The following is a 14,309-nucleotide window of genomic DNA, read 5'->3' as shown; positions in this document are numbered from 1 at the left end:
AAGTATTTCGAAAAAAATCATTAAGTATTGGGTGATAAATAATGATAAAAATGACGAATGTTTATAAGGAGTACCCGAATGGTATGAAAGCCATTGCTGGTCTTACAGTTAACATTAAACAAGGTGAATTCGTATACGTAGTTGGACCGAGTGGAGCCGGGAAATCTACATTTATTAAAATGATGTATCGTGAAGAGAAACCATCTACAGGATCTATTAATGTAAATGGACTTACTATCGAAACATTGGCAGAAAGAGACGTTCCGTATTTTCGTCGTCAATTAGGCGTAATTTTCCAAGATTTTAAATTGCTACCTAAATTAACGGTATATGAGAATGTTTCGTTTGCTTTAGAAGTAATTGAAGAAGAACCGGATGCAATTCGTGAGCGTGTAACAGAAGTGCTAGGTCTTGTAGGTCTTGAAGATCGTGCAGACGCACTTCCAAGTGAGCTTTCAGGTGGGGAGCAACAACGTGTGGCTATTGCAAGAGCAATTGTAAATAGACCAAAGGTTGTAATTGCCGATGAGCCAACAGGTAACTTAGATATTGAAACAGCTCTTGATATTATGAATATTTTTACTCGCATTAATGAGCGCGGCACAACGATCGTTATGGCGACGCATAATGCAGATATCGTAAATACAATCCGTCATCGTGTAATCGCGATTGAAGGCGGAAAAATTGTTCGAGATGAGATTGAGGGAGGATACGGATATGAAGGCTAAGACCCTTAGTCGACATTTGCGAGAAGGTGTAAAGAATCTATCACGTAACGGATGGATGACATTTGCTTCTGTTAGTGCAGTAACAGTTACATTATTACTTGTAGGTGTCTTTTTAACAGCGATTATGAATATGAACCATTTTGCGACGAAAGTAGAGCAAGATGTAGAGATTCGTGTACACATTGATCCAGCTGCAAAAGAAGCGGATCAAAAGAAATTAGAAGAAGATATGAGTAAGATTGCAAAAGTAGATTCTATTAAATATTCTTCTAAAGAAGAAGAGTTAAAACGTTTAATTAAAAGCTTAGGTGATAGTGGAAAAACGTTTGAGTTATTTGAACAAGATAACCCACTTAAAAACGTATTCGTTGTAAAAGCAAAAGAACCAACCGATACAGCGACAATCGCGAAGAAGGTTGAAAAAATGCAGTTTGTTAGTAATGTTCAGTACGGAAAAGGGCAAGTTGAACGATTATTTGATACTGTAAAAACTGGTCGTAACATTGGGATTGCGTTAATTGCTGGCCTTTTATTCACAGCGATGTTCTTAATCTCTAATACAATTAAAATTACAATTTATGCTCGTAGTACAGAAATTGAAATTATGAAACTTGTTGGTGCAACAAACTGGTTTATTCGTTGGCCATTCTTGCTAGAGGGATTATTCTTAGGAGTATTAGGATCAATTATTCCAATTGGCCTAATTCTAATTACGTATAATTCGTTGCAAGGTGTGTTTAATGAAAAACTTGGCGGAACAATTTTCGAGCTTCTACCATACAGTCCGTTCGTATTCCAATTAGCTGGTTTACTAGTGTTAATCGGTGCTTTAATCGGTATGTGGGGAAGTGTAATGTCAATTCGTCGCTTCTTAAAAGTATAAAAAGTTGCAAACATAATTCGTACAAGCTTATCATATAGTAGAAATAGGTAAAGGCATCACACACTGTGTGATGCCTTTTGCTACACCACCTGTGTGTTTTGGAAAGGGGAATTCCGCATTGAAACGTAGAGTTGCAATTATTGGAATGGTTGTTGCATTTTTAATTGGTGCTGGCGGAATGTTTGCAGGCATGTCTGTATTTGGGGTTAACCCATCAGAAGTAACGCAAACAATTTCGAGTGGGAATGCTAGCACTGCGCAAGGGAATTTGGCAAAAATTAATGAGGCGTATGCACTAATTGATTCACGTTATGTGGAAGACGTGAAAGATGAAAAGTTAGTTGAAGGTGCAATACAAGGTATGTTGTCTACGCTGAAGGACCCTTATTCCACGTATATGGATAAAGAAACAGCCAAACAGTTTAGTGAATCGCTTGATCCCGAATTAGAGGGGATTGGGGCTGAGGTGAACAAGACGGACGGTAAGCTTATTATCGTATCGCCAATTAAAGGTTCACCAGCAGAAAAGATAGGAATTAAACCGAATGACCAAATTTTATCTGTAGATGGAAACAGTGTGAAAGACTTATCACGTGAAGAAGCAGTATTAAAAATTCGTGGTAAAAAGGGAACGACTGTCGCAATTGAAATTAAACGTGCGGGAGTAACTGATCCGATCGTATTTAAAATTAAGCGTGAAAAGATTCCAATCTTTACAGTATTTAGTTCTGTGAAGCAAGAGAGTGGAAAAGATATCGGTTATATGCAAATCACTTCTTTTGCTGAAAATACAGCGAAAGAATTTAAGGATCAGTTAAAAGAGTTAGAGAAGAAAAATATAAAAGGCTTAGTTATTGACGTGCGTGGTAATCCTGGTGGCTATTTAAATAGTGTAGAAGATATACTAGGGGAAATTATGACGAATAAAAAGCCGATGCTACAAGTAGAGCAGCGAAATGGTGAGAAGAAGAAATTCTCTACGGAACTGAAAGAGAGAAAACCATATCCAATTTCAGTATTAATTGATAATGGAAGTGCTTCTGCTTCAGAGATTTTAGCGGGTGCGCTAAAAGAAGGAGAAGGATACGATTTAATTGGTGAAAAGACATTTGGTAAAGGTACTGTCCAGCAAGCTGTTCCATTTAAAGACGGCAGCAACATTAAATTAACGATGTTTAAATGGTTAACACCGGATGGGAACTGGATTCATAAAAAAGGAATCGCGCCAACAGTAGAAGTGAAGCAACCAAATTATTATCATGCGACACCAATTCAAATTGAAAAAACACTTTCATACAATTCAAATGATGTACAAGTAAAACATGCTCAAGAAATGCTTAAGAGCTTAGGGTATGTACCAGGTCGTGAAGATGGATACTTTAGTAAAGAGACAGAATCGGCTCTGAAAGCATTCCAAAATGCAAATGAGATGGAAGCGACAGGACAGCTTGATAAAAAGACAGCTGAAGCGATTCAAACTAAAATTATCGAAAAAATTCGTTCTGGAGAAAATGATCTACAATTACAGTCAGCATTAAAATTAATGGCAAAATAAGAAGAAATACAGGCAGTTTGCTGCCTGTATTTTTTTGTGTTAAACAAACGTTTGTTTAGTTATGATAATATAAAAAGAAAGAATGATATAAATGGTGGTGAATGAGTTCATGGAGGCGTGGATTTTTGAAATAATGCGGGCAGTTGGACGTTTTTTCTTACACCCTGCTGTCTATATATTTGTAATAAGTAGTATCTTCGTTGGATACTTACGTATGTTAAGAGAACGAAAAGATTTTTCTTTTAAAGTTTATGATATTTGGTTTGAACTGCGAACCTCTCTATTTGCAGGGATTGGATACGGATTAGTAGTATCTATTGTTACGATTGGGCTTGGACTTGTTGTTTCTAAAGCGAGCTTATGGGCCATTTTAATTTGGACGTTACTATTTGGATTAACGGCTATGTATCGATATTTATCGGCAGCTTATACATTTAGCATTGCGATTGTATGTGTTCTATTATCTTCTAAGCTACCAGTTTCCTTTTTACAGCTTCGAGAAGGTGAAGAGAGTACCATTGTATCCCTTGTTATTTTACTAGGCGTTATGCTTATTGTAGAAGGCTTATTGATTTCTAAAAACGCAGTAGGATATTCGACGCCGAGGATTAGGAAGGGGAAGCGTGGATTAAAGATTGGTTTACACGAATCAAAGCGTTTATGGATCGTTCCTATTTTTATTCTTGTACCGGGTGATGCGGTAACGCAGTTTATTTCATGGTGGCCTGTCGTTTCAATCGGTTCAAATACATATTCTCTATTCCTCGTTCCATTTTTAATTGGATTTATGAGAAAGATTAAAAGTTATGAGCCGACGGAAGCTTTATTATTTACAGGAAGACGTGTTTATGGATTAGCAGGATTTGTGCTCGTTTTAGGAATCGCAAGTTATTGGTGGCACGTACTTGCAATTATCGCGATGGGAGTCGCAATGCTTGGGCGTTTCACAATCTCGATGCAAGAGAAAATTGCCGATGAAACAAGACCAGCATATTTTGCTGCACGCAATGATGGGCTCGTTGTACTAGATACAATTCCAAATACAATTGGAGCAGAGCTAAAATTACTGCCTGGAGAAATTATTACGAAAGTAAATGGAGTCATTCCAAAAAGCGCCGAGGAATTTTATGATGCGCTTCAAACGAAGACGACAGGAGCATTTTGTAAATTAGAAGTATTAGATACAAATGGTGAGCTTCGTCTTGCACAAACTGCATTATATGCTGGTGGACATCACGAATTAGGTATTGTATTCGTTGAACAGGAGCATGAGTGGGATTCGGAAGCGATGTAATAGAAGGAATGGTATCACCTTGTGGTGGTACCTTTTTTATTTTTGGGGGAGGGGAGAGTAGTTAGTAAATGAAATTTATATCGGCGATTATCCGAATATATCAGCGCAACTTGAAATATATCGGCGATTTTGCAAATATATCAGCGCAACTCGAAATATATCGGCGATTATTCGAATATATCGACTTTCCAGCAAAAAACGACAACTATCGCAAAGCTTATTTTCAGTTTCATAGACGGATAACTTGAATAATTATTTGATAATGGTTATCATTTAGGGAGTCTTTTTAATTTTGGAAAATGGAGGTAAGATATGCTGCGTAAATTTTTCTCGTACTATAAACCGTATAAAGGTTTATTTATACTCGACTTTTCTTGTGCGGTTGTCGCAGGATTATTAGAACTCGGCTTCCCGCTTATCGTAAATCAATTTATTGATAAGTTATTGCCAGGGCAAAACTGGACGCTTATTTTATGGGCTTGTTTCGGTTTACTCGCAGTTTATATGTTAAATGCAGGCTTACAATATGTCGTTACATATTGGGGACATATGCTTGGTGTTAACATTGAAACAGATATGAGGCAGAAATTATTTGATCATATTCAAAAGCTATCATTCAGATTTTTTGATAATAATAAAACTGGTCATTTAATTTCACGCCTTACAAACGATTTAATGGAAATTGGGGAAATTGCTCACCATGGACCAGAAGATCTATTTATCGCCGTAATGACTTTAGTTGGGGCATTCTCATTTATGATGATGATCAACTGGAAGTTAGCGTTATTAACGTTCTTCGTCATTCCATTCCTATTATGGTTAGCACTTTACTTTAATAAAAAAATGACAGGTACATTTAGACGTTTATTCTCAGACGTTGCTGATTTTAATGCATGCATTGAGAACAATGTTGGGGGAATTCGTGTTGTACAAGCATTCGGAAATGAAAAGTTTGAGAAAGAGCAATTTGCTGTCAACAACGCTCGTTTCCGTACAACGAAATTAATGGCGTATAAAATTATGGCGTTAAATTCATCGATTAGTTATATGCTCATGCGGCTCGTAACGCTCTTCGTCTTAATATGCGGTACATGGTTTGTTCTGCAAGGAGAATTAACGTACGGTGGATTTATCGGATTCGTTCTATTAACGAATATTTTCTTCCGCCCAATTGAAAAAATTAACGCGGTAATCGAAAGCTATCCGAAGGGAATCGCCGGTTTTAAAAGATATGTAGAGCTTCTTGAAACAGAGCCTGACATTGTAGACTCTAAAGATGCAATGGAAGTTAAACATGTACATGGTGATATTCAATATAACAACATTACGTTCGGATATGAAAATAAAGAACCAATTTTAAATGACATTAGTTTGAAAATACATGCAGGTGAAACGGTTGCGTTCGTTGGACCATCAGGAGCTGGGAAAACGACGTTATGTAGCCTATTACCACGTTTTTATGAGCAATCATCTGGATCAATTCAAATTGATGGGATTGATACGAAAGATATGACATTATCTTCACTTCGTAAGCAAATTGGAATTGTGCAGCAAGACGTGTTCTTATTTTCAGGAACAATTCGTGAAAATATCGCTTACGGAAATTTAAAGGCATCAGAGGCTGAAATTTGGCAGGCAGTAAAACGTGCGCAGTTAGAAGATTTAATTTACTCACAGCCGGACGGTTTAGATACTGTTATCGGTGAGCGCGGTGTGAAACTTTCAGGTGGACAAAAGCAGCGTCTAGCTATTGCTCGTATGTTCTTAAAAAACCCACCAATTTTAATATTGGATGAAGCAACTTCTGCACTAGATACAGAGACGGAACTTGCGATTCAAAAATCGCTTGCTGAACTATCTGTTGGTCGTACAACATTAGTTATCGCTCACAGACTTGCAACGATTAAAAATGCAGATCGCATCGTCGTTGTAAATAAAGATGGCATTGCAGAACAAGGTTCACATAATGAATTAATTGAGCAAGGCGGAGGATACAGTAGGTTATACGAAGCTCAGTTTAGTTCGTAAATATAATTTGTACTGAATTAGTGCACCATAAGTAGGTAAAAATCTCATATGGGAGGCTATAAAGTATGATTGTAACAACAACGTCTACAATTCAAGGAAAAGAAATTATTGAGTATATCGATATCGTCAATGGAGAAGCGATTATGGGCGCGAATATCGTTCGTGACCTTTTCGCTTCTGTTCGTGACGTTGTCGGCGGTCGTGCTGGCGCTTATGAAAGTAAATTAAAAGAAGCACGCGACATCGCAATGGAAGAGATGAAAACTTTCGCAAGACAAAAAAATGCAAATGCAATTGTTGGTATCGACGTGGATTACGAAGTAGTTCGCGAAGGTATGTTAATGGTTGCGGTGAGCGGGACTGCTGTCCGCATATAAAGTAAAAAGCCGTGCTGATGCACGGCTTTTTACTTTGTATGTCGAAGTTTTAATATTTCTTGGGAAATGTGGAAGGCCCCGTCGATATATAGGGAAGACATTAGAGCGCTTCTTTACATTTTTGAATTTGAGTTAATAATTTTGCGTATTCTTGTTCGAGAGATGTGATGTCATCGTGATGATTTGGAATGGAAATCCGGCCGATGACTTCTGTTAATTTTGTTTGTAATCGTAACAATTCTTGCTCAGTAACGTTTACAGAAGCTCCGGTGGTTCTTTTTGTGTATTGCTCGTAATTACCGTGGAAGATTCTTGGTTCACTCTCATCTACTTGTAGAATATGGTCTGCAACAGAGCGAATAAAGGCACGGTCATGGCTAATGAAAAGTATTGTGCCAGGATATTCTTGTAACATGGTTTCTAATTCTTCTTGCGTTGCTAAGTCTAAATAGTTTGTCGGTTCATCTAGCAGAAGCATATTATAGTTTCCTAAAAATACTTTTGCGAGTGCAACCTTCATTCGTTCACCCCCGCTTAGAACGTGCACAGGTTTATGAACATCCTCACGGCGGAATAGAAGTCGTGCAAGTATTGTTCGAACGAATGCTTCTGTATAGTTTGTTTCTTCTAGAACATTTTCTAAAATGGTTTTATCTGTTTTTAAAATAGATAATGTTTGTTCGAAGTATCCAATTTTACAACTTTTCGATAGTTGCATGCCACGCTCGTTTGTGAGAAGCATGTTGAACAAAGTGGTTTTGCCGCTTCCATTTGCCCCTAAAACGGCAAGCTTTGCACCAGGGGCAATAGTTCCATTCATATTTTTAAATAGTGTGCGATCGTCTATTTTCTTTGTTGCTTTATTGAATTGTACTGCCACCTTACTATGAATGGGGGTATGGTATTGCGCGTCAAATTGAGCTTGAGAAAGATCCTTTGGCTTTTCCTTCTTTTCTAGTTTTTCGAGACGTGTCTCTAATGCTTTCGCTGCTTTGCTAACCTGTTCTTGGCCGTGAGCCCCACTTAACCTATAAAGTCTAGATTCAGATGAACTGAACCGTGTTGGGACTTTTGTCATGTTAGAAGCACGTTGCTTTCTTTGTAGAATGGACTGTTCTAAACGATTTTTTTCTTGTACATATTGCTCATATTCTGCTTGTTTTTGTATTCGTTCACGTTCTTTTTGTTTTCGATAGTTTGAATAATTCCCTTTGTATTCTTGAATAGTACCGTCTTCAATTTCAATAATTTTGGTACATATATTATCTAGAAATTCACGATCATGCGATATTAAAACAAGTGCTCCTTTATAAGAAGAAAGTGCCTTTTCTAATTGCTCTGTACCGACCATATCTAAGTGGCTTGTTGGTTCATCAGCGAATAAAATGCCTGCATTTTGTTCGAGAGCATGGGCAATCTTTAGCCGCATTCGTTCACCGCCGCTCATTGCGTCGGTAACGTTTGAAATACTCCATTTTCCTTTTGCAAGAGAAGAAGCGGTTTCCGGTAGTTCTTCGCTAAGCTGAGGAATGATGCTGATAGAACTATGATGAGTTACTATGCCTCTGTCAGCTTCTATTTCTTTACTTAATATTTGTAATAACGTAGATTTACCAGCTCCGTTGACTCCGACAATTCCTATGCGATCCTGTGCTTGAATTTCCAGTGATGGTAATGTAAATAGTGTGCGATCACCAAAGCTCTTTTCAATATTACTTGCGAATAAAATAGTCATAAAAAAACCTCCCTAGTTTCACTAGAGAGGATAAACGTCGCCCTTGTATGTAAAAAATCGTACATAAATAAACGATTTTTTACATGATTGTTTCGAAAGAAAGTATCGACAAATGGACAGACTAATCCCCTGCTAGTTTTCATCATTTTTGTTCACTATTTGTGATGGATGAAATAAATAAGAGAATTAGAACTTCATTGGTCAAAGTACCTTCCTTTCATAATATTACTTTTATTGTATGCGCATACAAAAGGGTTTGTCAAACTTATTTCTGTTCGCTATTTTTGAATGTATCATTATACAATTGTGCTTTTGCCAGCGCCTCAGCATCGTTTTTAATTTCATCCAGTCCATTCGCATTCCCAATAACATAACCTTCAAATGAAGAGCCAACAAAATCAAAGATATATTGGAATTGAGCAATAAGCGGTAATGCTTTTACCTTTGGGTTGTCCCCGCCAACGATGACAACATACATTTTTTTGCCTTTCATTTTTTCTTTGAAATGAAGAGATGTATCGCGCAAGCTTTGTGACCAGCGATCAACAAAATTTTTCATATGTCCACTCATTCCGTACCAATATAATGGTGTAGCAAAGATAATCGTGTCGTGCTCTAGCATGCGGTTGGTTAACTGCTTATAGTCATCATTTACAGGTTGGAATCCTTCTGCATCATGACGTTGGTCTGTAATAGGATAGACGGTATGATCACGCAAATAAATTTGTTCTGTTTCAATGTCCTCTATCATCATATGTGTTAAAGCTTCTGTATTTCCGTTTTGTCTTGAACTGCCATGTATAACAAACATGTAATCATCCCTTTTCTTTTGCATGTTTTAGGAGTGAAACGTGTTTTTGCAAATTCGTTTGGATGTTGGAAAGCAATGAGATTTGCTTTGTTACTTCATTGAGTTTATCTTCGTAAAGCGTAAGGATACTGCTGCACGGATTGTCGTACAGGTGCGGTTCAATTTCAAGGCAGCGCAGCATCCTTGCCGTCTCTTCTAAATTTAAGCCAATTTGTAAGTACATTTGAATAAGCTCCACTTTTTCGATGGCACTTTCATCAAAATCACGGTAACCATTTGCAAGGCGCTTAGAAGGGAGTAAGCCCTTTTCTTCGTAATGTCTTAGTGATCTTTCACTAACGCCAGTTTCTTTTGATAATTCTCCAATTCGCAATGTATTTCACTCCTTTTACATGTATTGTAAACCTTCACACTAATGTGAAGGTCAACTCTGTTTTTTTGCAAAAGAATCTACATGATTTAAGAACACTTGAATGGCTTTAGATGGAATGAAATATTTACCGCGCACGATGGAGAACGGACGGATTAGTTGTTCATTTGGAACTTCGACGTGGAATAGTTCTTTTGCTAGTAGCTCTTTCCGTACAGTCCAATCAGAAAGGATAGCGATGCCAAGCCCAGCACTAACAGCTTCCTTTACGCTTTGGATACTACTGAATGTAAAGAATCGTTTCATTTTTAAATGGTGTTGATGAATAAAGCGGTCACTATAAGCGCGTGTACCAGAACCGCTTTCTCTTAATACCCATACTTGATCTTGGAGTGTACTTTCATTTATTTCATTTGTGCGGAGTAATGGATGATTTGGCGGGACGACGAGCTTCATTTCATCTTGCATAAATGTTTCAACATCTACGTCGGCGTATACGACTTGTCCTTCCACTAGGCCGATATCAATTTGATTAGAGCGAAGGCTTTGCAAAACGTCTTCTGTATTTGAGATGAAAGTATGAACTTCGACGTGTGGATTTTCATTCGCATAGTTAGCCAGTATTTTTGGAAGTAAGTATTCGCCAATTGTAAAACTAGCACCAATGCGAAGTGTTCCTGTTACAACGTTATGTAGTTCATTAATTTCTTGTTTCGCATCTTCGTAAAGAGAGAGCATTTGCTTTGCATGTATATATAATATGTTTCCAGCTTCAGTAACTTGGACGTGCTTCGGGGAGCGTTGAATAAGTGTAGTGCCAAATTCGTTTTCTAAGTTGCGTATATGCATACTTACTCCAGGCTGTGAAAGGTTTAATAATTCTGCTGCACGGGAGAAGTGTTTCTGTTCAACGACAGTAACAAAAATTTTTAAAATGTCTACGTTCATATAATGGGCTCCTTTCTTTTTCTATTATCTTATCATAAGTATTTTTAATGATAGAGATTTGGTATTGGTATTAAACTTATTATAGAAACTCTCTTATAATGTAAGTAGAAAGAACATGCATGTTCCAATACGATTATTGGAGTGGTTCAAAATGGAACAAACACTTGTTATACAAAAGAAGAAGCGTTTTGGATTTTCGCAAGGAATTGGGATTACATTATTAATCGCAATTGCCGCGAAATATTTAGCAGAGCTTCCATTTTTAAATATTATGGGACAATTAGTAATTGCTATTCTAATTGGGATGGTTTGGCGTGCGGCAATTGGAGTCCCTCAAGATGCGATTGCAGGGACGAACTTTGCGAGTAAGAAGTTGCTGCGCTTTGGAATCATCTTACTTGGAATGCGATTAAATCTTGTTGATATTGCGAAGGCAGGGCCGAAAGTATTGGTCATCGCAGCGGTTGTTATTACATTTACGATTTTCGTTGTATATGGACTAACGAAAGTATTTAAGGTAGAAAAGAAACTTGGGATTTTAACAGCATGTGGTACAGCAATTTGCGGGGCGGCAGCGGTCGTGGCAATTGCGCCGCAAGTGAAAGCAAAAGATGATGAAACGGCAGTTGGGGCTGCAATTATTGCTATTTTAGGTACGATATTTACGCTTATTTATACGTTATTATATCCAGTGCTTGGCCTATCTCCATATGGTTACGGTGTATTCTCAGGGGCCACGCTGCATGAAATTGCTCATGTTATCGCAGCTGCGGCGCCAGGAGGAAGTACAGCTGTAGACATCGCAGTTATCGTGAAGTTAACGCGCGTTGCAATGCTCGTACCAGTAGCAATTTTAATTGGATTATGGTTTGGAAAGAGTGAAGGAAGCAAGGAAAAAAGATCGTGGCGTGATCTTCCGATTCCGTGGTTCATTTTCGGATTTTTAGCGATGAGTGCAGTGCATTCGCTCGGGATTATTCCAGAAGTTGTTGCGGGATACATTGTTGTCATTGCTTATATGCTAATCGCAATGGCGATGGCAGGACTTGGTTTAAATGTAGAGTTTAAAACGTTCCGTAAGTTAGGAAGCAAAGCGTTCGTGGCGGGGCTGATTGGCTCGGTTTGCTTATCGGTTCTTGGATACGTTCTTGTATATGCGTTAGGATTTATGTAGTAGAGGAGAAAGCTGTTCCCGAAGGTATTTGGGGACAGCTTTTTCTTATGATTATAGTAGCGCTACGGATGTCGATATTTGTCGGTAAGTCGATATATTAAAAAAATCGCCGATATAAATGGAGTTGCGCTGATATATTTGGGAAATCGCCGATATAATTTAAGTTGCGCTGATATATTAAAAAAATCGCTGATATAAATTGAATTACTCTTGTACTTCGTTAGAGTAGATGTTTAATGAAACATTTTTCTAAAATTTGTAAGGATATCTTTACTTGTAACTGGAAAATATTTATAATTTAAGTAAAGATATCTTTACTTTTGAAGGTGGAGCCTATGGGTGTAAAAAATAAAATAAAAGAGTTAAGAAAGCAAAATCATATAACGCAAGTTGAAATGGCAAAGGCGATGCAAGTGACGCGGCAGACGATAGTGGCGATTGAAAACCATCATTACAATCCGAGTCTAGAGTTATCTTTAAAAATCGCCAAGTATTTTGGAGTGAAGGTGGAGGAAATCTTTACGTTGGAGCAAGGGGAGAGAAAATGAACGATAAGTTTGAGAGATTTCAATTAGAGTAAACGTTTAAATATATAAGGATTGGTTTTGATTTATTAATTAGTATCGCATCAACGAGCGTATTAGCAACAAAGAATAATAGATAGAAAAAGGGGAACTGGGATGGGATTACCGGTATTATGTGTCGCTACGGCTATTTTTGCTTTGTTTTGGGGAATGCAGAACTTCTCTCGTAATCCAGTACCGAGTATTTGTATTATGGTTGGCACTGTAGGTTTATCATATTATTTATTAGTGTCAGCTCATTATCATAAAACAGCAACGAGTGTTGTCGTTGGAGCACTTATTTTATTTTGTGGGCGCGCTGTACAAAAAGGATTACTTCCGTAAAAGCTGTTTATACGAAGAGTATAAACAGCTTTTTGTATTTTTTTAACAAAAGTATTGAAAGTGACGTTACGTCATCTTTTATAATGAAGGGGAAGAGGTGATGGTAGTGATTTCAATACGACGATTGACGAAAGAAACAGGGGTAACAGTACGTACATTACGTTATTATGATCAAATAGATTTATTAAAGCCGAGCGGGAAAACAGAAGGCGGTCATCGTTTATATAGTGAAGCTGACGTAATACGTCTCCAACAAATTTTATTTTTAAAGGAAATGGGATTTTCATTAAAAGAGTCTGCGAATATGTTAGTAAAAGGTGAGCTTAACTTAAAGGATTCGCTTGAAAAACAACTTCGATTTGTACAGGAAGAACAAAAGAAATTCAATCGAATGGAGCGCGTTTTACAAGCAGTTGTTTATTCGGTAGATGTGGAGGGAGAGCTCGATTGGAAAGTTATGTTTGAACTAATCCAGCTTTCGAAACAGTCTTCTCGTATACGTGAAATATTTCAAAATGATGTATTTTCAAAGGAAGAACAAAAATTGCTTCATAATTTGCCAAATATGAGTGAAGAAGATCCGAATGTTTTAGAGTGGGTAGATTTATTAAAGCAATTTCGCACTTTTATGAAAGATTGTAAAGAAACTGCAAATGATGAGGTACAACGGGCAACGAAGAGATTAATGCAGAAGTGTTTAGAAATGGCCAATGGTGATGAAGCATTTTTAGATAAGTTATGGGAAGTTAGAAAATCGAAGGAAGATTCACAGAAAATGAGCATGTATCCAATTGAAGAAGAACTTTTAGTATATATGGATGAGGCTTTTCGTATTTATGATGAAAGGGAGAAGGATAAATGAGTATACTTGCAGAATATCGTTGGTATTTTTTAATTGGGGCAGAAATTGTATTTTGGTTATCAGCTATCGGTTTCTTTTTACTCCGTTACGGATTCCGTTTGAAGAAGGCAAGCTTTATTATGGGGATTGTACTACTCATAAATGAAGTGTTTATTTTAACTTTAGGGGTAGTGGACTATTATCAAACAGGAAAGTTCTCTAACTTTCAGATTATTACTGTAATCATTTTATTGTATGCAGTTTTCTACGGGAAAAAGGATTTAAAGAAGCTTGATATATTTGTACAAAAATCAGTTGCGAAATGGCGTAATGAACCGGCGCCTATTATTGAAGGACAGGTAGAATTAACAGGTATGGCCTATGCAAAGCAGGAAATAAAAAATTGGGTATTACATCTTGTTTTATTCGTTGGTGTGCACATATTCTTTTTCTTCGTGTATGGATTTATTCCATTTGAACAATGGGGTAATTGGTTAGAATCGGGAATCGTTTTAAATAAAGCTGCAAGTCGCGTGAGTCAAGTGTGGGCGATTATATTTTTAGTTGATACAGCGATTTCATTTTCATATGTGATTTTTCCGAAGAAGGAGAAAGGAAAAGAAAAGCTACTTTCATAGTTGAAAGTAGCTTTTCTAG

At 37.3% G+C, this 14,309-nt stretch carries 15 protein-coding genes; 11 read left to right on the top strand and 4 right to left on the bottom strand.

What is annotated here, in order from left to right; genetic code table 11:
- The first annotated feature begins 41 nt into the window (after positions 1 to 41).
- The 6 genes from ftsE to ACQGS6_RS00335 all read left to right on the top strand — a co-directional run bounded on the left by ftsE (position 42) and on the right by ACQGS6_RS00335 (position 6,865).
- Positions 42 to 728: a cell division ATP-binding protein FtsE gene (gene ftsE / locus ACQGS6_RS00360; RefSeq protein ID WP_000594321.1), complete on the top strand. Its 687-nt coding sequence runs from the start codon at positions 42 to 44 to the stop codon at positions 726 to 728.
- Positions 718 to 1,611 carry a permease-like cell division protein FtsX gene (gene ftsX, locus ACQGS6_RS00355; protein ID WP_000645027.1) on the top strand — a complete coding sequence of 298 codons (894 nt, stop codon included), beginning with the start codon at positions 718 to 720 and terminating at the stop codon, positions 1,609 to 1,611. Before ftsE ends, ftsX begins: the two co-directional genes overlap by 11 nt.
- A gap of 70 nt (positions 1,612 to 1,681) precedes the next feature.
- Positions 1,682 to 3,166 carry a S41 family peptidase gene (locus tag ACQGS6_RS00350; RefSeq protein ID WP_002005957.1) on the top strand — a complete coding sequence of 495 codons (1,485 nt, stop codon included), beginning with the start codon at positions 1,682 to 1,684 and terminating at the stop codon, positions 3,164 to 3,166.
- A 109-nt stretch (positions 3,167 to 3,275) separates the two neighbouring features.
- Positions 3,276 to 4,460 (top strand): PDZ domain-containing protein, encoded by a 1,185-nt coding sequence (locus ACQGS6_RS00345; protein ID WP_000388613.1) that lies wholly within the window; start codon positions 3,276 to 3,278, stop codon positions 4,458 to 4,460.
- Between the two features lie 312 nt (positions 4,461 to 4,772).
- Positions 4,773 to 6,488, top strand: a complete 1,716-nt coding sequence (locus ACQGS6_RS00340; protein WP_000944620.1) for an ABC transporter ATP-binding protein — start codon at positions 4,773 to 4,775, stop codon at positions 6,486 to 6,488.
- A 65-nt stretch (positions 6,489 to 6,553) separates the two neighbouring features.
- Complete coding sequence (locus ACQGS6_RS00335) at positions 6,554 to 6,865, top strand: heavy metal-binding domain-containing protein (RefSeq protein ID WP_000637523.1); 312 nt, start codon at positions 6,554 to 6,556, stop codon at positions 6,863 to 6,865.
- A 100-nt stretch (positions 6,866 to 6,965) separates the two neighbouring features.
- On the opposite strand, the gene abc-f is transcribed toward ACQGS6_RS00335, so the two are convergent.
- The 4 genes from abc-f to ACQGS6_RS00315 all read right to left on the bottom strand — a co-directional run bounded on the left by abc-f (position 6,966) and on the right by ACQGS6_RS00315 (position 10,729).
- Positions 6,966 to 8,600: a ribosomal protection-like ABC-F family protein gene (gene abc-f, locus ACQGS6_RS00330; RefSeq protein WP_000153782.1), complete on the bottom strand. Its 1,635-nt coding sequence runs from the start codon at positions 8,598 to 8,600 to the stop codon at positions 6,966 to 6,968.
- A gap of 265 nt (positions 8,601 to 8,865) precedes the next feature.
- Complete coding sequence (locus ACQGS6_RS00325) at positions 8,866 to 9,411, bottom strand: flavodoxin family protein (RefSeq protein WP_030029315.1); 546 nt, start codon at positions 9,409 to 9,411, stop codon at positions 8,866 to 8,868.
- A 4-nt stretch (positions 9,412 to 9,415) separates the two neighbouring features.
- Positions 9,416 to 9,784, bottom strand: a complete 369-nt coding sequence (locus ACQGS6_RS00320) for a MerR family transcriptional regulator (RefSeq protein WP_001219199.1) — start codon at positions 9,782 to 9,784, stop codon at positions 9,416 to 9,418.
- A 51-nt stretch (positions 9,785 to 9,835) separates the two neighbouring features.
- Positions 9,836 to 10,729: a LysR family transcriptional regulator gene (locus ACQGS6_RS00315; protein ID WP_001099987.1), complete on the bottom strand. Its 894-nt coding sequence runs from the start codon at positions 10,727 to 10,729 to the stop codon at positions 9,836 to 9,838.
- A 151-nt stretch (positions 10,730 to 10,880) separates the two neighbouring features.
- On the opposite strand from ACQGS6_RS00315, the gene ACQGS6_RS00310 reads away from it, so the two are divergent.
- The 5 genes from ACQGS6_RS00310 to ACQGS6_RS00290 all read left to right on the top strand — a co-directional run bounded on the left by ACQGS6_RS00310 (position 10,881) and on the right by ACQGS6_RS00290 (position 14,290).
- Entirely contained in the window at positions 10,881 to 11,903 is a 1,023-nt protein-coding gene (locus tag ACQGS6_RS00310; protein ID WP_000438439.1) for a YeiH family protein, read from the top strand.
- 335 nt (positions 11,904 to 12,238) lie between these two features.
- The gene (locus ACQGS6_RS00305; RefSeq protein WP_000538365.1) at positions 12,239 to 12,451 is read left to right on the top strand and encodes a helix-turn-helix transcriptional regulator; all 213 of its coding nucleotides are present in this window, start codon (positions 12,239 to 12,241) and stop codon (positions 12,449 to 12,451) included.
- A 132-nt stretch (positions 12,452 to 12,583) separates the two neighbouring features.
- Positions 12,584 to 12,811 carry a hypothetical protein gene (locus ACQGS6_RS00300; RefSeq protein WP_426964815.1) on the top strand — a complete coding sequence of 76 codons (228 nt, stop codon included), beginning with the start codon at positions 12,584 to 12,586 and terminating at the stop codon, positions 12,809 to 12,811.
- A 100-nt stretch (positions 12,812 to 12,911) separates the two neighbouring features.
- Entirely contained in the window at positions 12,912 to 13,673 is a 762-nt protein-coding gene (locus tag ACQGS6_RS00295; RefSeq protein WP_000260375.1) for a MerR family transcriptional regulator, read from the top strand.
- Complete coding sequence (locus ACQGS6_RS00290; RefSeq protein WP_242785248.1) at positions 13,670 to 14,290, top strand: hypothetical protein; 621 nt, start codon at positions 13,670 to 13,672, stop codon at positions 14,288 to 14,290. Before ACQGS6_RS00295 ends, ACQGS6_RS00290 begins: the two co-directional genes overlap by 4 nt.
- Positions 14,291 to 14,309 lie beyond the last annotated feature (19 nt).

The organism is Bacillus sp. GMs2/2, from assembly GCF_050172095.1.
In the GTDB taxonomy this organism is placed as follows: Bacteria; Bacillota; Bacilli; order Bacillales; family Bacillaceae_G; genus Bacillus_A; species Bacillus_A cereus.
This window is presented reverse-complemented; position numbering and strand designations above follow the sequence as displayed.